This window comes from Yimella sp. NH-Cas1 (assembly GCF_022359705.1).
Classification (GTDB): Bacteria; Actinomycetota; Actinomycetes; order Actinomycetales; family Dermatophilaceae; genus Yimella; species Yimella lutea.
The window spans coordinates 343938-365093 of the sequence record NZ_JAKSGG010000003.1 but is presented as its reverse complement, the minus strand read 5'-3'; the positions used below and the strand labels follow the sequence as shown (position 1 = coordinate 365093).

Here is a 21156-nt window from a genome sequence, read left to right as displayed (position 1 = left end):
CCGGGTCAGTGACCCGAGTTGATGCCGTTGTCCTTGGTGAGCGGCTTCTCGTTGTGCCCGTGCGAGCGGTACAGGCGCGCCTCGTCCTCGTCGGTGATCGTGCCGATCCCCGGGCCGTAGGAGAAGACAGGGCCCTCCTCCTGCTCCTTGCGTCCGATGATGTTGAACAGGATGTTCATCAGAATCGCGCAGATCGCTGCTGACGTGATGCCCGAGTCGAAGATCGTGCGGAACCAGCTCGGGAAGTGCTCGTACGCTCCACGCTGCACGATCGGCAGCATGCCGAAGGCGAGCGAGGTCGCCACGATCACGATGTTGGCGTTACCGCTGAAGTCGACCTCCTTCAGCGTGCGGATACCGGACGCGGCCACGGTGCCGAACAGCACCAGACCAGCACCACCGAGAACCGGCATGGGAACCGCCGCGATCGCTGCGCCGAGCTTGGGCAGCAGGCCGAGCAGGATCAGGATTCCACCGCCGTAGGCGACGACGTAGCGGCTGCGGATGCCGGTGATCGCGACCAGACCGACGTTCTGCGCGAAGGCGCTGAGCGAGAAGCCGTTGAAGACGGCGGCCAGGGCGGTCGAGCCGGTGTCGGCACGCAGACCGTTCGCGACGGTCTCGCGGTCGGCCGGCTTTCCGGTGATCTCACCGAGGGCGAGGATGTCGGCGGTCGCCTCGACCATGATCACGAGCATGCAGATGACCAGGGAGATGACCGCGCTCGTCTCGAACTGCGGCGTCCCGAAGTGGAAGGGCATCGGCACCTGAAAGGTCTTCGCGTCGCCGATGGTGGAGAAGTCCGCCATGCCCATGGGGATGGCGACGAGCGTGCCGAGCGTCAGGCCGAGGATGATCGCGATGCGGCCGAAGAAGCCGGGCAGGAAGCGGTAGATCAGCACGACGATCAACAGCGTGATGAATGCGAGTGCGTAGTTCTTCGGCTGGCCGAAGCTCTCGCTGCCGACACCGCCGGCAGCCCAACCGACACCCACCGGGATGAGCGACAGACCGATCATCGTGATCACGGTCCCGGTGACCACTTCGGGGAAGAAGCGCAGCAGTTGGGTGAAGACCGGGGCGAGCACCAGGCCGACGAGGCCGGAGATGATCAGCGCGCCGTAGATGATCTGCAGACCCTCGTGCCCCTGGTTCTTGCCGGCGATCGCAAGCATGCTCGAGACCGCGACGAACGAGGTGCCCTGGACGATCGGCTGACGTGCACCGAACTTCCAGAAGCCGATCGTCTGCACCAACGTCGCGACACCGGCCATGAACAGCGCGGCGGACACGAGGTAGAACTGGTCGCCCGGCGGAAGCTTCAGCGCTCCGCCGATGATGATCGGCACGGCGACTACGCCGGCGTACATCGACAGGACGTGTTGCAGACCGAACATCAGCGACGGCCCCGGGGCCATCGGCGTGTCGACGGGATGACGCCCGTCCTTCGCCACGGCTTCACTCATGCGCGTACTTCCCTTCACCCGGCGTGACCGCCGCTGCCCGGTTCCGTATGACGGAACTCACATTTCGTATGTTGAACAATGGAGGGTGCCCGGGTGAACGTCAAGAGGCTTCCACGATGCGGGTCGGGATATACCCGCGAGATGTGCCGATGAGCCTCACGCGGACGCTTGACGCGCCAGGTCGTGCGCGACCTCGACGGCCGTCGTACGCATCAGCCGGACGGCGCGCTCGCGCACCTCGTCGCTCATCCGGGCCGACGGCGCCGACATCGACAGCGCCAGCTGCACCTCGTCCGAGGGCACCGGGACGGCGACGCACTGAACACCGATCTCCATCTCCTCGATCTCGAACGCCCGGCCGGTACGACGGATCTCGGCGAGTTCGGCGATGAGCGTGTCGGGGTCCGTCATGGTGTTCGGGGTGTGCGCGGGCATTCCGGTGCGCGACAACAGTTCTCGCACGTCGTCGTCCGGCATTCCGGCCAGCAGTGCCTTGCCCCCTGCCCTACAGTGCGGGTGGACGTGCTTGCCGAGCTCGGTGAACATCCGCATGGCGTGCGGCGAGGGCACCTGGCCGACGTACACCAGCATGTCTCCGTCGAGGGTCGCCAGGCTGACGGTCTCACCGAGAGCCTCGACGATGCTGCGCAGATGGGGTGCGCACCCGGCGCCGAACACCTCCAGCGCGGAGTTGCCGAGCGGGATCAATCGAGCGCCGAGGGCGTAACGCCGGTTCGGTAGCTGCCGCAGGTAGGAGCGGCCGACGAGGGTTCGCACGAGGCGGTGGATCGTCGGCATCGGCAGTCCGGATGCCTCGGCGAGTTCGACCAGCGCCATCGAACCACCCGCCGCCCCGACCAGCTCGACGATCTCCAGAGCGCGCTCGACCGATTGCACGCCACCCGTCTTCGACTTCGGAGTCACCTTCGTGGACATCGATGCCACCTTCTTGTGAGATATCGACGGACAGCCATGGCTATTCCGCACAATGGAACATATCCTCCACGAAGCAGAATCTGCCACCCATCGCGGCAAGGAGTTGTTCGTGGAAGTGCCTGAGTTCGTTCCAGATCTGACCGCAGCCCTCGATCGACGCCTCGAGCGGGTCGACGAAGACCTTGCCACGAACTACCCCGGGGACGCGACGACCAGGCAGCCGATCCATACCGTCTACGTGCCCGGCGACCTGTTCACCGCAGACACGATTGCGCAATGGGGCGGGCAGGCGATCGACCTGCTCGACCGCTTCGCGCCCGACGCAGCGGCCCTGGCTGCCGCCGTGGGTGTGTCCGGGGACGAGGTGGCCCCGGTCTACGACCGGATCCGAGAGAAGCTACGCAGCAACCCGATAGAGGACTTCCGGGTCGACTTCGAGGACGGCTACGGCCGCCGATCCGACGACGTCGAGGACGAACACCTGGGCGCCGCGATCGCCGCCCTGCGCACCAGCCTCGACCGACCCGATCGTCCGCTGCTGTGGGGCATCCGGTTCAAGTGCTTCGAAGCCCCGACCCGCGCCCGAGGGGTGCGAACGCTGGCTGTCTTCATCGCTGCGATGGCCGACCGCGCGTCCGACGGACTGACGCTGACTCTGCCCAAGGTCACCTCGGTTGAGCAGGTCGAGGCGATGGTGGAAGCCTGTGACCGCATCGAGGACGAAATGGACCTGCCCCGCGGCACGATCACCTTCGAGATCCAGGTCGAGACCGCACAGGCCATCATGGCCGGCTCGGGAGCCGCGCCCCTCGCACCCATGATCCGCGCCGGCGAAGGGCGCGTCACCTCATTGCACTACGGCACCTTCGACTACAGCGCGGGTCTCGGCATCGCCGCCGCGTACCAGTCGGCCGACCACCCTGCCGCCGACCACGCGAAGAACGTGATGCAGGTCAGCACCGCGCAGACCGGCGTCCGGATGTCCGACGGATCGACGAATGTCGTGGCCTTCGGCGACGCCGACCAGGCGCACGCCACCTGGAAATTGCACTACGACCTGGTGGAGCGTTCGCTCGTCCGCGGCATCTATCAGGGCTGGGACATGCACCCCGGCCACCTGCCGACGCGTTACCTGGCCAACTACCTGTTCTTCCGCCGGGCGATGCCGGACGCGTGCAAACGCCTGTCGGCGTACATGGCCAAGACCGCCGGTGACGTGATGGACGAGCCCGCGACCGCCCGGATGCTCGCCATGGCGCTGCTGCGCGGCGTGCACTGCGGTGCGATCGACGAGCACGAGGTGCGCGAGGCCAGCGGCCTCACCCTCGACCAACTGCTCGAACTCACCCGCTGAACTGTCGACGAAGGAATCCTGATGAGCAACAACGAATTCGACCTTGTCATTCGTGCTCGGCGCGCGCTCGTCGACGGCGAGCTGCAGGCGGTGGCCGTCGGCGTGCGCGAAGGAGTCGTCGCCGAGATCGCCGGGCTCGAGGAACTCTCGGCCATCGACGAGATCACGCTGCCGGACGAGCAGGTGCTGCTGCCGGGCATGATCGACACCCACGTCCACATCAACGACCCCGGCCGCTCGGACTGGGAAGGCTTCGAGACCGCCACCCGGGCAGCACTGAAGGGTGGCTACACGACGCTGGTCGACATGCCGCTCAACAGCCTCCCCTCGACCGTGTCCGTCGAGGCCTTGGAGACGAAGAAGGAAGCCGCACAAGCGAACTGCTTCGTCGACATGGGCTTCTGGGGCGGTGCGATACCGGGCAACAAGGCCGACCTGGAGCCGCTGCACCGCGCCGGCGTGTTCGGGTTCAAGTGCTTCCTGGCCGACTCCGGTGTGCCGGAGTTCCCACCGTTGGACGCCGACCAGCTGAACGAGTACCTCGACGAGATCGCGCGCCTGGGCTCACTGATGATCATCCATGCCGAGGACCCGACGACGCTCGAATCCGCGCCGGTCGTGCCCGGCCGCGCCTACTCCGACTTCCTCGCCTCGCGACCGGACGCGTCCGAGGTGGAAGCGATCCGCGTCGTCATCGACGCTGTCCGCCGCTCCGGTGCGCGGGCACACATCCTGCACCTCAGTTCGGCCGAGGCGCTGCCGCTCATTCGCGAGGCCAAGCAGGAAGGTCTGCCGCTCACGGTCGAGACCTGCCCGCACTACCTGTCCTTCGACGCCGACACGATCCGTGAGGGTTCGACGGCGCACAAGTGCTGCCCGCCGATCCGCAGTCTGGACAACCAGGACCGCCTCTGGGACGCACTGCGCGACGGCACGATCGACTGCATCGTCTCCGACCACTCCCCGTCCACCGCAGAGTTGAAGCAGATGGAGATCGGCGACTTCGCGACCGCCTGGGGCGGCGTCTCCTCCATCCAGGTCGCGTTCACCGCGGTCTGGACGGCGGCGCGGGCGCGCGGCTTCGAGCTCACCGACGTCGTCCGGTGGATGTGCGAGAGGCCGGCCGAGATCGTCCGGATGCAGGGCAAGGGGGCGATCGCCCTCGGCCACAGCGCCGACCTGATCGCGTACGCGCCCGACGAACGATGGACCGTCGACGTCAACGAGCTCGAACACCGGAACAAGATCTCGGCCTACGACGGACTCGAGCTCAGCGGACGCACCCACACCACCTGGCTGCGTGGCGTGGCGGCGACGACCGATTCGGCGGACGGGCAGTTCCTGCGGCTCGGCGAGGGCTGACCCCTCACGGTGTGCCATCGGGACGTTCGCCAGACTGTCCCGATGGCACTGGACGAGGGAGGGGCGACCGTGCGTGAGGAACGGGGGTGCGGCGCGCCTTCGTGCTGGCCACCATCGCTGCGATCGCCTACTCGGGTTGGATACTCGCCCCGTTCCTGAACCCGGGCCACGACGAAATCCGTTCCTACGTCAGCGAACTCGCGGCGGCGAACGAACCCTTCGCATTGTTCTACCAAGCTCTGGACGCGACCGCGGGCACCGCTCTGGTCATCGCCTCCGTCCTCATTCTGCGCAGCAGCCGGTTCGACCGGCGGTTGTCGATGCCTTTCGTCCTGCTCGGCATCTTCGGGTTCGTCACGATCATCGACGCGCTCCTGCCGCTCAGTTGTACCCCGACCTCGGACACGGTCTGCGCGATCGAGGAATCCCTCGGATTGGTGCCGATCGCGCACAAGATCCACACCGTCAGCAGTTCGGTCGCGGGCGTCGTCGCCGCCGGCTCGGTGCTGTGGACGATCGTGGTGCGTGCGCGCAACGCCGATCTGACCCCGCTCGGCAGCGCGTCGACCGCACTCGGCCTGATCCATCTGGTCACACTCGGTTGGACGACACTCGAGGCCCTGGGCGTGTTCCACCTCGCGCTCGGCATCGCACAGCGCATCTCGCTCACGGCGCTGGTGCTGTGGTGGCTGATCCTGTTCACCGATCGCGTGCCCGGCGTGTCCGGAACGTCTCGGCGTACGGTCCCGGCGCACTGACGCTGCCTGTGCGGCGTAGCGTGCGTCCGTGCTCGACTCGTACGTCACCGGCGTGCTGACCGGTCTCGGCCTCATCGTCGCCATCGGCGCGCAGAACGCGTACGTGCTCCGTCAAGGCATCCACCGACAGCACGTCGCGATCGTCGTGGCGATCTGCGCACTCAGCGACGCGCTGCTGATCATTCTCGGAGTCGCCGGTGTCGGTGCGCTGATCGCGGATCACCCGACTGCGCTCAACATCATGAAGTGGCTCGGCGCGGCCTACCTGGTGTGGTTCGCGATCACGTCCTTCCGTTCTGCGCTGAAGCCACAGGCGTTGGAACTGTCCGGTCCGGTGAAGCGCTCCGGTGTCATCGCAACCACGTTGGCGCTGACCTACCTGAATCCGCACGTGTACCTCGACACCGTGCTGATGCTCGGGAACATCGCCAATCAGCATGGTGCTGACGGACGTTGGTGGTTCGCAGCCGGTGCCGTCACCGGTTCGATCGTGTGGTTCAGCGCGCTGGGGTTCGGTGCGCGAGCGGTCGCGCCGGGGATGTCGAAGCCGTCGGTGTGGCGAGTGCTCGACGTGATCATCGGCTGCATGATGCTGCTGATCGCGGTGCTGCTCGTGCGTTCCTGAGTACTCCACAGTCCCCCGCGTGGATCCGCCCGACCCGGTTCGCCATGCCAGGGTGTAGGCCATGTTGACCGCGTTCGCCTTCGCCGGCCTCGGGCTGGTGCTCGGCGTCGGGTACCGCAAACAACTCCTCGCCGGACGCTGGCGCCGCGACGACGACCCGAGAGCGCTGCCTTCGTTCGGGTGGGTCCTCCTCGTGACACCGGTGGTCATGGGTTGGATCGGTCACCACGTGTCGATGCTGTCGTGGTGGGCGGTGCCCGCGTACGTCGTGCTTGCCGCACTCGGGGTGCTGCTGGCGGCGATCGACTCCGACGTCCACCGGTTGCCGGACAAGCTCACCCTGTGGCCGCTGCCCGTTCTCGCCGGTCTGCTCGTCATCGCCTCCGCCGGGCTCGATGACTGGTCGCGAATGCTGCGTGCCGGAGCGTGCGGAGTGGCCGTGGCACTCGGGTTCCTGGTGCTCGCGCTCGCCGCGCCGTCCGGGCTGGGACTCGGCGACGTGAAACTCGCCCTTCTGCTGAGCTTCACCCTCGGATGGCTCGGCGTCACCGCCGTGGCCACGTGGCTGTTCTTCGGTTTTCTCGCCGGCGGGCTCTGGGCGCTCGCATTGCTCGTCACTCGTCGAGCAACGCGCAAGACCTACATCGCCTTCGGGCCGCCATTGCTGCTCGGCGCCCTGCCCGCCATCCTCGGCGTGGTCACCTTGTGAGAGCCGAGATTCGGATTCGGAGCCGGAGACAGGAGTCGAACCCGCGACATCCTCATTACAAGTGAGGCGCTCTACCAACTGAGCTACACCGGCACGTCTGCACGCGGCAGACCAGGGACGATCGTACCTGTTGTCGGACCCTCGTTTTCCGCGTCCCACCCGCGTAGCGTCGACACATGTGGAGGCCCACTGGCGCAAGCCCTGAACGTCACACCAACGACAGCCGCACCTTGCGGTCGGGGTTGTCGACGTTCAGATCGACCAGGCAGATGCTCTGCCAGGTGCCGAGCATCAGTCGTCCGTCGATCACGGGCACCGTGGCGTAGGGCGGGATGAGCGCGGGCATCACGTGTGAGCGACCGTGACCGCGACTGCCGTGCCGGTGCATCCACCGGTCGTCTGCCGGGAGCAGGTCACGCAACGCGGCGAGTAGATCATCGTCCGAACCGGCTCCGGTCTCGAGGATCGCGATGCCCGCGGTGGCGTGTGGGACGAAGACGTGCAGCAGTCCGTCCCCGCCGGTCTCGGCGACGAATGACTCGCATTCGCCGGTCAGGTCAAGCACCACTTCGGCACTGCCACTGTGTACGGAGATCTCTTGGGAAAGCATGCCTCCACCGTAGGCTCGGAACGCATCGCCAGCGCCTCGGCGAGCCACCTGCAATGAGTTGACCGGTCAACTGGCACAGTGGGAATCGTGACCGAACGACCCCGCCGTGAAGTACCCGATCCTCGCCGCCGTCTGCCGACGGCGGTCGATCCAAAGGACCTCGGACGACGGGCGCGACGGGCGATAGCCGGCGGGCAGCCGACTGTCCCGATCGGCCTGCGCGGCCAGGAGAGCGGACCCACCGACAGTCACACCCGACTCGTCATCGATCTCGGACTGCGCGTCGGCGAAGCTCTGCTGTCGACGGGGTCCAGCGCCGCCGACACCACGAACGCGGTACTTCGCCTGACCCGTGCCTACGACGTCCGCTCACTGCATGTCGACATCACCTACACCTCGCTGATCGTGTCTCATCACCGCGGTGTGCTGCGCGATCCGATCACCGTGATGCGGATCGTGCCGGTACTGCAACAGGACTTCACCCGGCTGGAACGTCTGCAACGCCTCGTGCGCGACGCCGAGGACGGAACGCTGGAGATCACTGACGCGCACGATCGGCTCGATGAGATCACTTCGACCGAACATCCGTATTCGCGGTTCATCGTCACGCTCGCTTCGGCCATGCTCGGTGCCGCGATTGCCGCCCTGCTCAGCGGCGACCTGCTGCTGGTCGTGCTGTCGGCGCTCACCACGGCTGTCGTCGACCGGACGGTGCGGTTCCTCGGACGCCGAGGTGTTGCCGCGTTCTTCTGCCAGGCCGTCGGCGCCGCCATTCCGACGATGGTCGCGGTCGTCCTGTATTTCATGGCGAACAACCTGCAAGTGGAGATGTTCAGCAACCTGCGCCCGTCCGTGGTCGTCGCGTCAGGAGTCGTCGTGCTGCTCGCTGGCCTGTCTGCCGTCGGCGCGGCCCAGGACACCATCGACGGCTACTACCTCACGGCGGCCGCCAAGACGTTCGAGGTGCTGATCCTCAGTGGCGGCATCGTGGCGGGCGTGCTGTCCGTACTCGCCCTCGCGCAACAGATCGGTATCGACATCGCGATCAGTTCGACGCTGACCTTCTCGACGAACCCGGCCATCGGTGTCCTGTGTGCAGCCGCGATCACGTGCTCCTTCGCGATCGGTTCGTACTCGGGCGGGCGCACGGTACTGCTGTCGACCGCCGTCGGCGCGTTGGCGTGGGTCGCCTATTACCTGCTCACCGAGGCGAACGCGTCCGTGCAGTGGTCGGCGGGCTTCGCCTCCCTGCTCATCGGAGCGCTCGCGACGCTGATGGGCTGGCGCCTGCGGGTGCCGTCACTGGCCATCGCGACAGCGGCGATCGTCCCGCTGCTTCCGGGTCTGACTGTGTACCGGGGCATCTTCGAGCTGGTGAACATCCGCTCCGACATGATGCAGGGCGCGGCCACGCTGTTCGGTGCCGTGATGATCGGTCTCGCGATCGCGTCGGGAATCACCTTGGGCTCGTTGCCAGGGCGCCTCAGCCGGCCGGACGACGTGTTGACCAAGCGCCGCGTGAAGGTGCTCGACACGCTCAGCTGAACAGACCCCCGCGGGACGCACGAACCCCCGGCGGACGGTGTCTGCCGGGGGTTCGTCGGTGATTCGGGATCAGAGCACGTGACGGTTCAGGTAGGTCTGCAGGTAGCGAACCGTGGTTGCGTCGAGGTAGCTCGCACCGTTGCGCGGGGCGCCCATCTTCACCTGCAGGAGGCGGACGCTGTTGGAACCGATCCAACCGTCCTGGTGGGCGCCGATCTTTGCCTGCAGCGCACGGCGGGTGTAGGGACCGAACGAGCCGTCCTGCACGGTGCCTACCCATTTCTGGACCGCGCGGGTGGTGTTCGGACCGAACGCGCCGTCGACGACCAGCTTGCGGGACGCGGTGCGCGACGTGGTGGTCGTCGTCGTGGTGGCGGTGGTCGTCGGGGTGGAGGCACCGAGCACCATTCCGTTGGTACGGGTCAGACCGGCACGGCGGGAGCACACCGGCCAGGCGCCAGGGCCCTGCACGCGCAGGGTGTTCTGGGCGATCCTGATCTGCTGCTCGCGGGTCGCCAGGTGCGCGTACGACGCGTAGGCGGTGCCGCCGAAGCCGCGCCAGGTGGTGTAGGAGAACTGCAGACCGCCGTAGTAGCCGTTGCCGGTGTTGATCCGCCAGTTGCCGCCGGACTCGCACTGCGCGACGCGGTCCCAGACGTTCCAGCCGAGTGCCGACTTCACGGCGGTGGTGGTCGCAGCGGCCTGCGCCGCCCCGGTGCCGACGAACGCCGACGTGCCGACGGTCGCGGCGGACAGCATGAGGACGCCGGCCGCGCGGCGACCGGTGGTGCTGGGCTGCTTGGCGGCAGCGTGCTTGGGGGTGTAGCTCAAGGGGTTCCCTTTCCTGACGACGCCTGCGGGGTGAGCTGTCGGGTTAGGGCGGTCAGGTTGCCCCGTCGGCGACGCCGACTTCACCCCGAGATCCGGTGCGGATCGTAAGTGGTTCCCCCGCCCTCATGCCCGGGTGACGGGCCGTGCCGGATGAGGTTGAGCGCCCCGGCATCCAAAGGACAAATGGACCGATCTGGAATTGTTCGAGCCGGCCGAAAGGTCAAGCGCCGGTCAAGAAGTGCCGGATCAGGATACCCGGGGTGGGTGTCCCCGCCAACCCCTTGTGAGTCGATGGTCCAGGCGGGTTTCCGTCAGGGCCAGTTCGGCGGAATGGAGGGGATGATGCCCGATCCCGGCACCTGGGTGACGTCGTTGTAGGGCCACCAGTGCATGGGCACGTCCAGGTTTGCGGAAGCGAACAACGCACACCCCATGAGAAGGGCGACCGACGCGATCACGACTGCGAGAGTGACTTCCTTGGTGCGGGCGACGGTGCGCACCAGACTGCGCGAACCGCGGCGGGTGGCCGTACCACCGACGCCCCACCACGCCGAACAGATCGCCACCAATGTGCCGGCTGCGATGGCCGGTGGACGCCCGTACGCCGAGGTCGTGAGGCCCACCAGGTCACTGACGAACGCGACGGCGACCGTAGTCACCGCGCCCAGGAACACCGGGATGATCGCGACCAGCAGGGTGGAGAACGCCGAGACGAGCGCGTGCCAGGGCGACAGCGCCATGGCGACGGCGGTGTCGCTGCGGCGAGGTCCGGCAGCGTACCGACGCAGCACCATCGAGGTGATCGACTTGTCGTTCCAGCGGGCGGCGAACACCCACGCCAAGATCGCGAACCACGCGACGATCGGCAGCACCATCGACAGTCCCACCGTCGCGAGCATCAGCGCCAGGAGTGTCCAGGTACGGGCCGGCTGGCCGATCCGCGGGTCGCGCGCAGGAGCGGATTGCTGCTCGGTCGGCACTGCGCCCCACGCCACCGGCGGCGCGTCGAGGCGTTGCTGCGGCTGGATCCACTCGGTGCGGGGGTGCTGGGTGCGAACCGGAGCTTCCTTGTGATGCAACGGTTTTGCCGCCGACTGTTGACCACGAGGTGACGTTGCCGGGCGCCGCGAATGACGTTGGACGATCTCACCGGTCATCCCACCTCGGGCGAAGACGTCGAGTTCGCGCAGGATCTCCCCTGCCGACGGACGCTGGTACGGGTCGGGCGACAGCGCGGCTTCCAGCAGCGGCCGGATGCGCGGGTCCACGTTCGTCAGATCGGCCTGGCCGCGGGCGACCCGGTCGAGAATGACCGGCATCGGACCCTTGCCGAACGGTGCCCTGCCGGACGCGGCGTAGGCCAGCGTTGCCGCCCAACCCCACCAGTCGGTGGCCGGGCCGACGGCGGCGCCGTCGATGATCTCCGGCGACAGGTAACCGGGCGTTCCCATGACCAGCCCGGTCTGCGTCAGTCGCGAGTCGTCGCCGATGTGGGCGATGCCGAAATCGATGAGGACCGGTTCGTCACCGACCATCAACACGTTGCCGGGCTTCAGATCGCGGTGCACGACGCCCGCGGAGTGAATCGCATCCAGAGCCTCGGCGAGACCCCGACCCAGTCGGGCCAACTGCTCGGCACCGAGCGGACCGCGTTCGTCCACGACCTCATCGAGCGGTGGGCCCGGAACGTACTGGGTGACCAGATAGGGCTGGTCCCCGTCGGCGTCCGCATCGATGACTCCCGCGACACCGGGTGCCCGCACGCGCGACAGGGAGCTGACCTCGCGCCGCAGTCGCTCGCGGGCCTTCTCGTCATAGGCGACGTGGGCTCGCAGCACCTTGATCGCGACCTCGTCGCCGTTCGGGGCGAGGGCCCGGAACACGACGCCCATGCCGCCCTCCCCCAGGCGTCCGAGCAGTCGGTACGGTCCGATCCGGCGCCCCCCTGGCGCCCCTTCCGCAACAACGGGATCGCGCAGTCCCGCGTCCGACGCCGGGGTGAACTCGGTGGTCTCGTCACCGTCGACCTGAGCGGGTCTGCGCGGCCGGCCACCGGGCAAGCGGTGGCCGCTCGTCGTGGACTCGGGTCGTGCAGGCGTCATGGCTCCACCGTAGGTCGTGCGTCTCATGGGGGTGGACAGGCACGCCCCACGGGGGCAACGGACACCGGGCGACAGGAGTTTCCCCGGGCCGGGTCAGGAACTGATGTAACCCTCGAGTGCGTCCCGCTCGGCCTGCAACTCACCCAGGCGCGCCTTGACGACGTCACCGATGCTGACGATCGAGTTCAGGCGCCCCTCTTCGACGACCGGAAGATGACGGATACGTCGATCGGTCATCTTCACCGCGACCTCGTTCAGTTCGTCGCCCTGACCGCAGGTGTGCACGTCGGCAGTCATGACCTCACTGACCGGGAGTTCCATCAGCCCGTCGGCGCGGTCGGCGAGACGGCGCACGACGTCGCGTTCACTGACGATGCCGGCGATCCTCTCGGAGTCGGCCTCGTCGACCACCACCACCGCTCCGATGCCCTTGTCGCGCAACAGCGCTACGAGATCGGCCACCGAGGCCGAGCCGGGAATGGTGACGACGTCAGTTCCTTTGCCTCGCAGCACATCCGAAATACGCATGAGCCGAATGTAACCCTCGTCACACCGGTTTCGGCCTCAGCGGACGCGGACGTCTCAGGCCGTGGTCGCGACCGGTCGCGCAGGAGCCGTCGACCCGCGAGCGACGAGCTCGGGATCGAAGAGCATCTCGCCACGCGGGTGCCGATGACCGGCGATCTCCTCAGAGAGCGCGTGCACGATCGCACCGCTCAGGCCGCTGATGTCCTGTCGGATCGTGGTCAGTGGCGGGGAGGTGTGCTGGGTGAGCAGGGACCCGTCGTAACCCACCACCGAAACATCGGCTGGCACCGAAAACCCCTGCAGCTCAGCCGCTTTGATCGCTCCGAGCGCCATCATGTCGGATCCGCAGATGATCGCGGTGACACCGCGTTCGAGCAGACGCCGCCCGGCGAGCTCGCCGCCTTCCACCGAGAACCAGGTCTGTTCGATCGCCAGACCGCCGTCGTTCCCCGCCTGTCGCTGGAACTCCTCCACCTTGCGCAGACTCGGCAGGTAGCGCGACTGGCCGGTCGCCAGACCGATCCGGGTGTGCCCGAGCTGGCGCAGGTGATGCAGCGCCATCCGAACCGAGCTCGCTTCGTTGGTCGACAGCGACGGCGCGTCGATCTCGTCCCGGTGCCCGTTGACCATCACCATCGGCAGACCGCGCTCGCACAGTCGCGCGTAGTGCGAGATGTCCGCCGTCGTGTCGGCGTGGCGACCGCTGACGAACACCACCCCGGCAACACCGCGCTCCTGCAGCATTTGGACGTACTCCTCCTCCTGGGCACCGCCGGGCGCCTGCGTACACAGGACGCTGGTGTAGCCGTGGGCGGAGAAGCGCCCCTGGAGGGTCTGCGCGATCATCGCGAACACCGGGTTGGTGAGTTCGGGGACGATGATCCCGACCATGCCGACGGCGTGCCGCCGCAGGTTGCTCGGCCGTTCGTAGCCAAGAACGTCGATCGAGGTGAGCACGACATCCCGGGTCGAGTCGGACACATTGCCCTTGTCGTTGAGAACGCGACTGACGGTCGCCTCACTCACGCCTGCATGTGCGGCGATGTCAGAGAGCTTCGCCATGACGGCCCCCGTCCTTCCAGAGCCACAGCGCGAAGCCCGGGCCGTTCGTCTCCACCCGGATCCCCGATCCGTCGGCACTGATCCCGCGCCCGGCGAGCAGTCGCCCGCCACCGATACCGGGAAGGTCTTTTTCGTCCAGCTCGAGGCTCGTACCGGCGTCACGGGCGACGTGCACCAGCACCGACTCCCCCGCGACCTCACGCAGAAACGTGATCGTGTCGTCCTCGACGCGCACCCACCGCAGACCGCCGTCGCGCAGAGCCGCCGAGTCCCTCCGGGCGGCGACCAGCTGCTGGGCATCGTCGAAAATCTGTGAATCCCAATCGGATTCGTTCCACGGCATCGGACGGCGGCCGTCTTCGGCGAAGGCGCCCTCCATGCCGATCTCGTCGCCGTACGTGATCATCGGGATGCCCGGCATCGCCATCACCAGCGTCAGCGCCACACCGACCTGGCGCGTGTCGGCGCCGACCAGAGTCCGCACCCTGGTGGTGTCGTGCGACCCGACCAGGTTGAAGTTCGCCCGCCGGGTCGACCAGGGCACCATCGCGTTGAACTCGGTCATGGTGTCGACGACGTCGGGACCTCCGAGCCGCGGCACCATCAACGGGTTCCCGAGGAACGACGGAGCAAAGTCCTTGTCGCGCAACCAGGTCCATACCGGACGGGTGAACCCGGAGTAGTTCATGACTCCGTGCCAACCCTCGCCGGACGCGTCCAGGTAGTGATCGTGGGCGTGCTCGCCGACGAGATACGCATCGGGCTTGGCATCGACGACGGTCGCGCGCATGTGGGCAGCAACCTCGTGGTTGACGTCGTGGTCACGCAACCGTCCGGTCATGTTCGCGACGTCGACCCGCCAACCGTCCAGCCCCGAGTCCCCTGCGAGCCAGCGGCGAACCGGTGCCTCAGGACGGTCGAAGAGTTCCTCGCGCAGCGTCGGCGACGCGTGGTTGAGCTTGGGAAGGCTCGATACACCGAGCCACTTCTCGTAGTCACCCTGCTCGTCGAAGAAGTAGTGATCTCGTTGGGGGGCAGCCGGATCCGCGGACGCCGCGATGAACCAGTCATGCGTGACGCCGGTGTGGTTCGTGGTGATGTCACCCAGCACGCGCAATCCGCGAGCATGCGCGGCACGCACCAGCGACGCGAAGGCCTCGTCGCCGCCGAGCACCGGGTCGACGGCATCGAACGTCGCGGCGTCGTACCGGTGGTTGGAACGCGCGGGGAAGACCGGGGTCAGGTAGAGCGTGGTGACACCGAGCCGCTCGAGGTGATCGAGGTGCAGCTCGACGCCGGCGAGGTCGCCGCCGTACCACTGGGCACCGATATGTCCCCGCCGTGTGTCGACCGGGTCGCTCCAGTCGGCCGGCTCGGCCCACTCGGGCGCGGGGCGATCGCCCGCCTTCGCAAAGCGGTCGGGGAACACCTGGTAGACGACACCGTGCCGAGCCCAATCCGGGGCCAGGCCGAAGGTGGTCAGGCGGAAGTCGAAGACGTCCGGGACGTCACGCCGGGACAGGCCGGCGGCGTCCAGCCAGAGGTAACCGTCCGTCGGACCGCTCATGATGAAGCGGTATGAGGTCACCGGGTTGTGACAGACGACGTCCGCGCTCCACCAGGTGTCGGTCGCGGTGCGGGAGGTGATTCGGGCGGCCGAGAACTCGGGTTCGCCGTCGGTCACTTGGCGCACGTGCATCTGGTCGATGTCGTGGCCGTGGGGCACGCGGACCCGCACGGTCACCCGCTCACCGGGAGCGGGCGCCGCGCGGTCGACGTACAGCGCAGAACCGTCGTGGTGCGGCCGGGCCAGGAGGTCCGGCGTCGGCATTACTTCACCGAGCCTTGCGTGAGGCCGCCGACCAGCTGACGCTGGAACACCAGGTAGAGCACCATGATCGGGATCGAGCTCAGCACCGATCCGGCCGCGAACTGGCCGAACAGGGCGTTGCGCTCGTTGCCCTTCGTCATGCCCCACAGTCCGACGCCGAGCGTCTGGGCGTCCTTCTCGGTCAGGAAGATCGACGCGAGCATGAACTCACCGAACAAGCCGACGAACGACAGCATGAAGACGGTCACCAGGATCGGTGTCACCAGGCGCAGCGTCATCGTGAAGAAGATGCGCGCGTGCGATGCGCCGTCGACCATCGCGGCCTCGTCCAACTCCTTCGGCACGGTGTCGAAGTAGCCCTTGAGCAGCCAGACATTCGAGCCCATCGCGCCACCCATGTAGACCAGGATCAGACCGAGCGTCGTGTTCAGGCCGAATGCAGGCAGCACCTCACCGATCTTGCTGAAGGTGATGTACAGACCCACGAAGGCCAGCAGCGCCGGGAACATCTGCAGCAGCAACAGGGCCATCAGACCGACCCTGCGCCCCTTGAAGCGCAGCCGCGAGAACGCGTACGCGGATGCGGCGCCGATGAACACCGACAGCACGCCGCCGACAAGCGCGATGAACAGTGAGTTCTTGTACCAGGTGAGGAACGGGCGCGCGTCGTCGCTGAACAGCGTCCGGACGTTGTCGAACGAGAAGCCGGTCGGGAACAGGCTGGTCGTCGACAGCGATCCGGCCGGGTTCAACGCCGCCGAGACCACGAACAGGATCGGGAACATCGCGAAGGCGAGCGCCAGCAGTGCGAGCGCGTGCCGCCACCACACACCACCGGAGCCGCGGCGCGGCTTGGTGGGGGTGTTGGTCGGGTCGTCGTCACCGGTGGCGGCTGCGACGACCATGGGGTCGGGAGCAGGAGTAGCGCTCATCAGTTGACCTCTTCCAGGGCCTTGGTCTTCATGAAGCCGGGGAAGCTCAGCAGACCGACGATGATGAAGATGATCACGGCGACCGCGGACGCCAGACCGAAGTTGGGGTTCGCCCCGTCGATCGCGAGGCGGTAGGACATCGTGATCAACAGGTCGGTCGAACCGGCCGTCGAGTTGCCGTCGGTGAACGGGCCACCGGCGGTCAGTAGATAGATCAGTCCGAAGTTATTGAAGTTGAACGCAAAGGACGCGATCAGCAGCGGTCCGACGGCGACCAGCAGCAGCGGCATGATCACCGAGCGCAGGGTGCGGATCGGGCTGGCTCCGTCGATCTTCGCGGCTTCGAGCACGTCACCCGGAATCGACTGCAGCGCACCGGTACACACGACGAACATGTACGGGAAACCCAGCCACAGGTTGGTCAGCAGGATCGCTGCACGCGCGGCCCATGGGTCACCGAACCAGTCGACGTTGAGGCCGGTGAGGTCGTTGATCAGACCGAACTCCTGGTTGAACATCGAGGCCCAGACCAGCGCCGAGACAAACACCGGGATGGCGTAAGGGAGGATCAGCAGCGAGCGGTAGATGCCGCGTCCCTTGATCCGGGAGTCGTTGAGCAGCAGCGCGAGCAGCATGCCCAGGACGAAGGTGGTCAGTACCGACAGCAGCGGGAAGGCGATGTTCCAGGCGAAGACGCTGAGGAACTTGCCACGCAGCGCCTCGTTGGCGAACAGCGACTTGAAGTTGTCGAAGCCGACGTTCTCCTTCCAACCCACGGCCAGCGGCGAACCCTGGCCGCTCTGCGGCACCCAACGTGCGTCCTTGGCGACGTAAACCGTGCCGGTCTTGGAGTCCTTCAAGGTGTCGGACTTCTTGTCCCAGACCAACGTCGGTCGGCCCTCGAACGCCTGACTGATGCCGTTGGCCTTGATGCCGCCGGTCTCGGTGGGCACCGCGAACTGCTGCAGGTCCTTGCGCTTGTTGGCCTCACCGAGGTTGAGGATCCGGTAGTCCGGGGCCTCGAGGATGCGGCCCTTGTCCATCTCGTCGGTCGACTGCTTGAGGCCGTCGGTCGGCAGGTCCTTCAATCCGTCCTTGGTGCCGAGGAAGGTCTTGCCCTTGTCGTCGGTCAGCAGGAACTGCAGCGGTGCGGACTCAAGCGGCTGGTCCTTCGGCACTGCGACCGCGAGCTGATACGTGGGCGAACCGGGCACCTGCTCCACCGAGTAGGCGACAACCTGACCGGTCGCCTCCTCCTTGGAGGCGATGTGGCCCTGGCCGTAGTTGGTGAACGCGGTCGCGCCGGTGTAAACGATCGGCCACACCTGCAGACCGAGCAGCAGCAGCAGGCCGGGCAGGAGGTACTTCATCGGCACCGCCTTGCGTGTGCCGTAGACGGCCAGCACCAACAGCGCCACAAGCGCCGTCGCGACGACCGCGAGGCCGTAGCCCTTGTCGGCGAGCTTGGTCGCCAGGTAGAACAGGCCACCCAGGACGGCCGCGAGAATCGGCCACTTGAGGTAACTGATCGGGTTGGGGCGATCCGCGCGCAGCGCTGCTGCGGTCTCCTCGCTCATCGACGTCGTCATTGTCGTCTTTCTCTCGGGCACATCAGGACTGATCAGGTGCTGACAGCGACGATGGCAGCAGCTGCACCAGCCGCCGCCATCGTCGTCATCGGTTCAGATCACTGACCGGACTTGATGCCGGATTCGATCTCGGTCTGAGCCTTGGCCATCCGAGCGGCCGGGGTGCCACCCTTGCCCGAGACGACGTCCGCGAACGCCAGACCCAGCGGCTTCCAGACGGCGTTCATCGCCGGGATGTTCGGCATCGGCTTGCCTTCCTTGCCGGCAGCGGCCCACGCCTCGACGTCCTTGTCGCTGCCCTTGACCGCTTCGTACGCAGCGGTCAGAGCCGGCGGACGCTTGCCGGTCTCGAACATCGCGACCTGGGCGTCCTTGGTGGTCATGAACTGGGTGACGAAGGCCTGGGCGACCGCGGTGTTCTTGGCCTTGGAGGACACGTAGAACATCTGCACACCGAGGAACGGCTTCATCGCACCGCCGCCCTCGAGGGTCGGCAGCGGGTCGATGGCGTACTTGATGCCGGCCTTCTGGAAGGCGGGGATCGACCACGGACCGGTGATCTCGAAGGGGGTCTTGCCGGTGGCGAACAGGGTGTCGGCGTTGGTCGAGTCGATGTTGGTCGACAGCGCGCCCTCCTTGCCCAGTGCCGCCATGGCCTGCGCGCCCTTGACCGAACCGGCGCTGTTGACGATCACCTTCGCGGCGTCGTAGTCACCGTTGGCCTTGGTGCCGAAGATGCCACCGCCGTCGAACGCGGACAGGAAGGGGTAGCTGTTGTAGGCGTTGCCCTCCTTGCCCATCTGGTTGGACAGGATGTTGGTGCACTTCTTGGAGCTGACGCAGTCCTTGCCGGCCTTCACCAGGTCGGCCATCGTCTTCGGCGCGGTCGGCGCGAGCGCGGTGTTGCGGACGAGGGCCAGGCTCTCGACACCGTAGGGAACGGCGTAGGTCTGGCTGTTGTACTTGGCTGCGGCGGCGGCGTTCTTGTCGAAGCCGGACATCACGTTCGCCGGCACCTGCAGGGTCGCGATCGAACCGTTGGCGACGAGCTCACCCATCCAGTCATGTGCACCGAGGATGACATCGGGGGCCTGACCGGCCTTGAACGCGGTGCCGTACTGGCCGCGGACGTCGTTGGAGATCTGGACGGCGACCTTGACGCCGTTCTTGGACGCGAACTGGTTCGCTAGCTTGGTGACGACCGGGGCGGTCGTCGCGTCGGCCCAAATCACCAGGTCGGCGTTGGCGTCGCGCTTGGCGTCCTTGGTGCCGAGGGTCTCGGCGGCGGTCGGCGCTGCGGACGAGTCGGTCGCGGAGCCCGACGACGTCTGGCTGCCGGCCGAGGTGTTGGTGCTGGAGGTGTTGCTCGAGTCCGAGCCTCCGCCGCAACCGGTCAGAACGAGGGCCGCGCCGGTCAGGGCGACAGCGAAGGTGCGCTTCATGAACTCTCCTTGTGCTCAGGGGGTCACCGTTGACTCCCCCTGTGATGCCGATCACTATGCCAGCGCCACGTCACTTTCTGCAAGATCTTGCAGCAATGTTTTCCATCCACCGGGTCACAGTTCGGCAACACTCCTGAAATCACGGGCCGATGGCCTCCATCGACCATTCGGAAACCGCCGACATCAGTGGCTTTCTTGCCGTTCATACGTCACGATGTGACACGGACAACACCAACCCCGGCGTTGTCGGTTTCTTTCACAGACACCTTTACAACGGATCGTCCGGCACGTTCCTGCCGGTGAAGGAGCACACCATGGCAACGGTCACCTACGACCAGGCCACCCGGATCTACCCGGGTGCCACCGAGCCCTCCGTCGACAAGCTGAGCCTGGAGATCCAGGACGGCGAGTTCCTGGTTCTCGTCGGCCCGTCGGGCTGCGGAAAGTCCACCTCCCTGCGCATGCTGGCGGGTCTGGAGGAGGTCAACAGCGGACGCATCCTCATCGGCGACCGCGACGTCACCTCACTCTCGCCCAAGGAGCGCGACGTGGCGATGGTCTTCCAGAACTACGCGCTGTACCCGCACATGACGGTCGCCGACAACATGGGCTTCGCGCTCAAGATCTCCGGGGTCGACAAGGGCGAGATCCGCAAGCGCGTGGAGGAAGCCGCCGACATCCTCGACCTGCGTCCTTACCTGGACCGCAAGCCGAAGGCGCTCTCCGGTGGTCAGCGTCAGCGCGTCGCCATGGGCCGTGCCATCGTCCGCTCCCCCCAGGTCTTCCTGATGGACGAGCCGCTGTCGAACCTCGACGCCAAGCTGCGCGTGCAGACCCGCACCCAGATCGCCTCCCTGCAGCGCCGCCTCGGCGTCACCACCGTCTACGTCACCCACGACCAGGTCGAGGCCATGACGATGGGCGACCGTGTCGCAGTGCTCAAGGACGGTCTGTTGCAGCAGGTCGACACCCCGCGCCGCATGTACGACCACCCGAACAACGTGTTCGTCGCCGGCTTCATCGGCTCCCCCTCGATGAACCTCATCGACATGGACATCACCGACGCAGGTGTGAAGTTCGGCAACGCGGTCCACCCGGTGGCCCGCGACACCGTCGGTGGCGCCAACGGCAACAAGATCACCGTCGGCGTGCGCCCCGAGGACCTCGTCCTGTCCGGCAACGGAGAGGGACTGGCGGTCGAGGTGGATGTCGTCGAGGAACTCGGCGCGGACGCCTACATCTACGGCCACTTGGCCGGCAGCAAGCCAACCGCTGCGGACAAGCCGCTCGTCGCCCGTGTCGACGGCCGCAACGTGCCCATGAAGGGTGAGACCGTGCACTTCGTGCCCAAGCCCGAACACGTGCACCTGTTCGACATCGAGAACGGTCAGCGCCTCGGCGACTGATCCGATCGAACAACGACGCAGCCCCGGTGAGCACACGCCCGCCGGGGCTCGGTCGTTGATGGATCACT

At 66.8% G+C, this 21156-nt stretch carries 18 protein-coding genes, 1 tRNA gene and 1 riboswitch; of the genes, 7 read left to right on the top strand and 12 right to left on the bottom strand.

All coding sequences use genetic code 11. The features are described 5' to 3' along the window. Nucleotides 1-5: 5 nt before the first annotated feature. Nucleotides 6-1466 carry a nucleobase:cation symporter-2 family protein gene (locus MF407_RS02135; RefSeq protein WP_239701088.1) on the bottom strand — a complete coding sequence of 487 codons (1461 nt, stop codon included), beginning with the start codon at nucleotides 1464-1466 and terminating at the stop codon, nucleotides 6-8. Nucleotides 1467-1622: 156 nt separating this feature from the next. Next, nucleotides 1623-2402: an IclR family transcriptional regulator gene (locus tag MF407_RS02130; protein ID WP_239701087.1), complete on the bottom strand. Its 780-nt coding sequence runs from the start codon at nucleotides 2400-2402 to the stop codon at nucleotides 1623-1625. A 109-nt stretch (nucleotides 2403-2511) separates the two neighbouring features. Here MF407_RS02130 and MF407_RS02125 point away from each other — a divergent pair, with 109 nt between their 5' ends. From MF407_RS02125 to MF407_RS02105, 5 genes are all read left to right on the top strand, one after another. Then, a complete protein-coding gene (locus MF407_RS02125) occupies nucleotides 2512-3756 on the top strand; it encodes an aldolase/citrate lyase family protein (protein WP_239701086.1) in 1245 nt (414 codons plus the stop codon). 21 nt (nucleotides 3757-3777) lie between these two features. Then, on the top strand, nucleotides 3778-5118 hold the full coding sequence (gene allB / locus MF407_RS02120; protein WP_141929246.1) for an allantoinase AllB: 1341 nt from the start codon (nucleotides 3778-3780) through the stop codon (nucleotides 5116-5118). Nucleotides 5119-5204: 86 nt separating this feature from the next. Next, nucleotides 5205-5876, top strand: coding sequence for a DUF998 domain-containing protein (locus MF407_RS02115; RefSeq protein ID WP_239701084.1), 672 nt, complete (start codon nucleotides 5205-5207; stop codon nucleotides 5874-5876). Nucleotides 5877-5904: 28 nt separating this feature from the next. Then, nucleotides 5905-6501, top strand: a complete 597-nt coding sequence (locus MF407_RS02110) for a LysE/ArgO family amino acid transporter (protein ID WP_239701083.1) — start codon at nucleotides 5905-5907, stop codon at nucleotides 6499-6501. A 61-nt stretch (nucleotides 6502-6562) separates the two neighbouring features. Continuing rightward, the gene (locus MF407_RS02105) at nucleotides 6563-7210 is read left to right on the top strand and encodes an A24 family peptidase (protein ID WP_239701082.1); all 648 of its coding nucleotides are present in this window, start codon (nucleotides 6563-6565) and stop codon (nucleotides 7208-7210) included. A gap of 20 nt (nucleotides 7211-7230) precedes the next feature. Here the strand turns inward: MF407_RS02105 and MF407_RS02100 are convergent. Further along, nucleotides 7231-7303, bottom strand: a tRNA-Thr gene (locus MF407_RS02100). 115 nt (nucleotides 7304-7418) lie between these two features. Beyond that, on the bottom strand, nucleotides 7419-7820 hold the full coding sequence (locus tag MF407_RS02095; protein WP_129624584.1) for a secondary thiamine-phosphate synthase enzyme YjbQ: 402 nt from the start codon (nucleotides 7818-7820) through the stop codon (nucleotides 7419-7421). A gap of 87 nt (nucleotides 7821-7907) precedes the next feature. Between MF407_RS02095 and MF407_RS02090 the strand changes: the two genes are divergently transcribed. Further along, nucleotides 7908-9365 (top strand): threonine/serine exporter family protein, encoded by a 1458-nt coding sequence (locus tag MF407_RS02090; protein ID WP_168990132.1) that lies wholly within the window; start codon nucleotides 7908-7910, stop codon nucleotides 9363-9365. Nucleotides 9366-9434: 69 nt separating this feature from the next. On the opposite strand, the gene MF407_RS15505 is transcribed toward MF407_RS02090, so the two are convergent. From MF407_RS15505 to MF407_RS02050, 8 genes are all read right to left on the bottom strand, one after another. Beyond that, nucleotides 9435-10196, bottom strand: a complete 762-nt coding sequence (locus tag MF407_RS15505) for a transglycosylase family protein (protein ID WP_275578161.1) — start codon at nucleotides 10194-10196, stop codon at nucleotides 9435-9437. A 4-nt stretch (nucleotides 10197-10200) separates the two neighbouring features. Beyond that, nucleotides 10201-10369: riboswitch (cyclic di-AMP (ydaO/yuaA leader) on the bottom strand. A gap of 138 nt (nucleotides 10370-10507) precedes the next feature. Next, nucleotides 10508-12298: a serine/threonine-protein kinase gene (locus tag MF407_RS02080; RefSeq protein ID WP_239701081.1), complete on the bottom strand. Its 1791-nt coding sequence runs from the start codon at nucleotides 12296-12298 to the stop codon at nucleotides 10508-10510. Nucleotides 12299-12391: 93 nt separating this feature from the next. Next, nucleotides 12392-12826 carry a CBS domain-containing protein gene (locus tag MF407_RS02075; protein WP_239701080.1) on the bottom strand — a complete coding sequence of 145 codons (435 nt, stop codon included), beginning with the start codon at nucleotides 12824-12826 and terminating at the stop codon, nucleotides 12392-12394. Between the two features lie 54 nt (nucleotides 12827-12880). Beyond that, nucleotides 12881-13888, bottom strand: a complete 1008-nt coding sequence (locus tag MF407_RS02070) for a LacI family DNA-binding transcriptional regulator (protein WP_129624589.1) — start codon at nucleotides 13886-13888, stop codon at nucleotides 12881-12883. Continuing rightward, complete coding sequence (locus MF407_RS02065) at nucleotides 13872-15719, bottom strand: glycoside hydrolase family 13 protein (protein ID WP_239701079.1); 1848 nt, start codon at nucleotides 15717-15719, stop codon at nucleotides 13872-13874. Before MF407_RS02065 ends, MF407_RS02070 begins: the two co-directional genes overlap by 17 nt. Next, entirely contained in the window at nucleotides 15719-16651 is a 933-nt protein-coding gene (locus tag MF407_RS02060; RefSeq protein WP_129624591.1) for a sugar ABC transporter permease, read from the bottom strand. Before MF407_RS02060 ends, MF407_RS02065 begins: the two co-directional genes overlap by 1 nt. After that, complete coding sequence (locus MF407_RS02055; protein ID WP_239701078.1) at nucleotides 16651-18228, bottom strand: ABC transporter permease subunit; 1578 nt, start codon at nucleotides 18226-18228, stop codon at nucleotides 16651-16653. The genes MF407_RS02060 and MF407_RS02055 overlap by 1 nt, the downstream gene beginning before the upstream one ends. 110 nt (nucleotides 18229-18338) lie before the next feature. Beyond that, complete coding sequence (locus MF407_RS02050; protein WP_129624593.1) at nucleotides 18339-19682, bottom strand: maltose ABC transporter substrate-binding protein; 1344 nt, start codon at nucleotides 19680-19682, stop codon at nucleotides 18339-18341. Between the two features lie 314 nt (nucleotides 19683-19996). On the opposite strand from MF407_RS02050, the gene ugpC reads away from it, so the two are divergent. Continuing rightward, nucleotides 19997-21088 (top strand): sn-glycerol-3-phosphate ABC transporter ATP-binding protein UgpC, encoded by a 1092-nt coding sequence (gene ugpC, locus MF407_RS02045; RefSeq protein WP_239701076.1) that lies wholly within the window; start codon nucleotides 19997-19999, stop codon nucleotides 21086-21088. Nucleotides 21089-21156 lie beyond the last annotated feature (68 nt).

Bases quoted from the DNA above. Each gene is read 5' to 3' on its own strand.
- MF407_RS02060 (WP_129624591.1), bottom strand. From the start codon at position 16,651: ATGAGCGCTACTCCTGCTCCCGACCCCATGGTCGTCGCAGCCGCCACC.
- MF407_RS02105 (WP_239701082.1), top strand. From the start codon at position 6,563: ATGTTGACCGCGTTCGCCTTCGCCGGCCTCGGGCTGGTGCTCGGCGTC.
- MF407_RS02135 (WP_239701088.1), bottom strand. From the start codon at position 1,466: ATGAGTGAAGCCGTGGCGAAGGACGGGCGTCATCCCGTCGACACGCCG.
- MF407_RS02050 (WP_129624593.1), bottom strand. From the start codon at position 19,682: ATGAAGCGCACCTTCGCTGTCGCCCTGACCGGCGCGGCCCTCGTTCTG.
- ugpC (WP_239701076.1), top strand. From the start codon at position 19,997: ATGGCAACGGTCACCTACGACCAGGCCACCCGGATCTACCCGGGTGCC.
- allB (WP_141929246.1), top strand. From the start codon at position 3,778: ATGAGCAACAACGAATTCGACCTTGTCATTCGTGCTCGGCGCGCGCTC.
- MF407_RS02070 (WP_129624589.1), bottom strand. From the start codon at position 13,888: ATGGCGAAGCTCTCTGACATCGCCGCACATGCAGGCGTGAGTGAGGCG.
- MF407_RS02095 (WP_129624584.1), bottom strand. From the start codon at position 7,820: ATGCTTTCCCAAGAGATCTCCGTACACAGTGGCAGTGCCGAAGTGGTG.
- MF407_RS02130 (WP_239701087.1), bottom strand. From the start codon at position 2,402: ATGTCCACGAAGGTGACTCCGAAGTCGAAGACGGGTGGCGTGCAATCG.
- MF407_RS02065 (WP_239701079.1), bottom strand. From the start codon at position 15,719: ATGCCGACGCCGGACCTCCTGGCCCGGCCGCACCACGACGGTTCTGCG.
- MF407_RS02075 (WP_239701080.1), bottom strand. From the start codon at position 12,826: ATGCGTATTTCGGATGTGCTGCGAGGCAAAGGAACTGACGTCGTCACC.
- MF407_RS02080 (WP_239701081.1), bottom strand. From the start codon at position 12,298: ATGACGCCTGCACGACCCGAGTCCACGACGAGCGGCCACCGCTTGCCC.
- MF407_RS02055 (WP_239701078.1), bottom strand. From the start codon at position 18,228: ATGAGCGAGGAGACCGCAGCAGCGCTGCGCGCGGATCGCCCCAACCCG.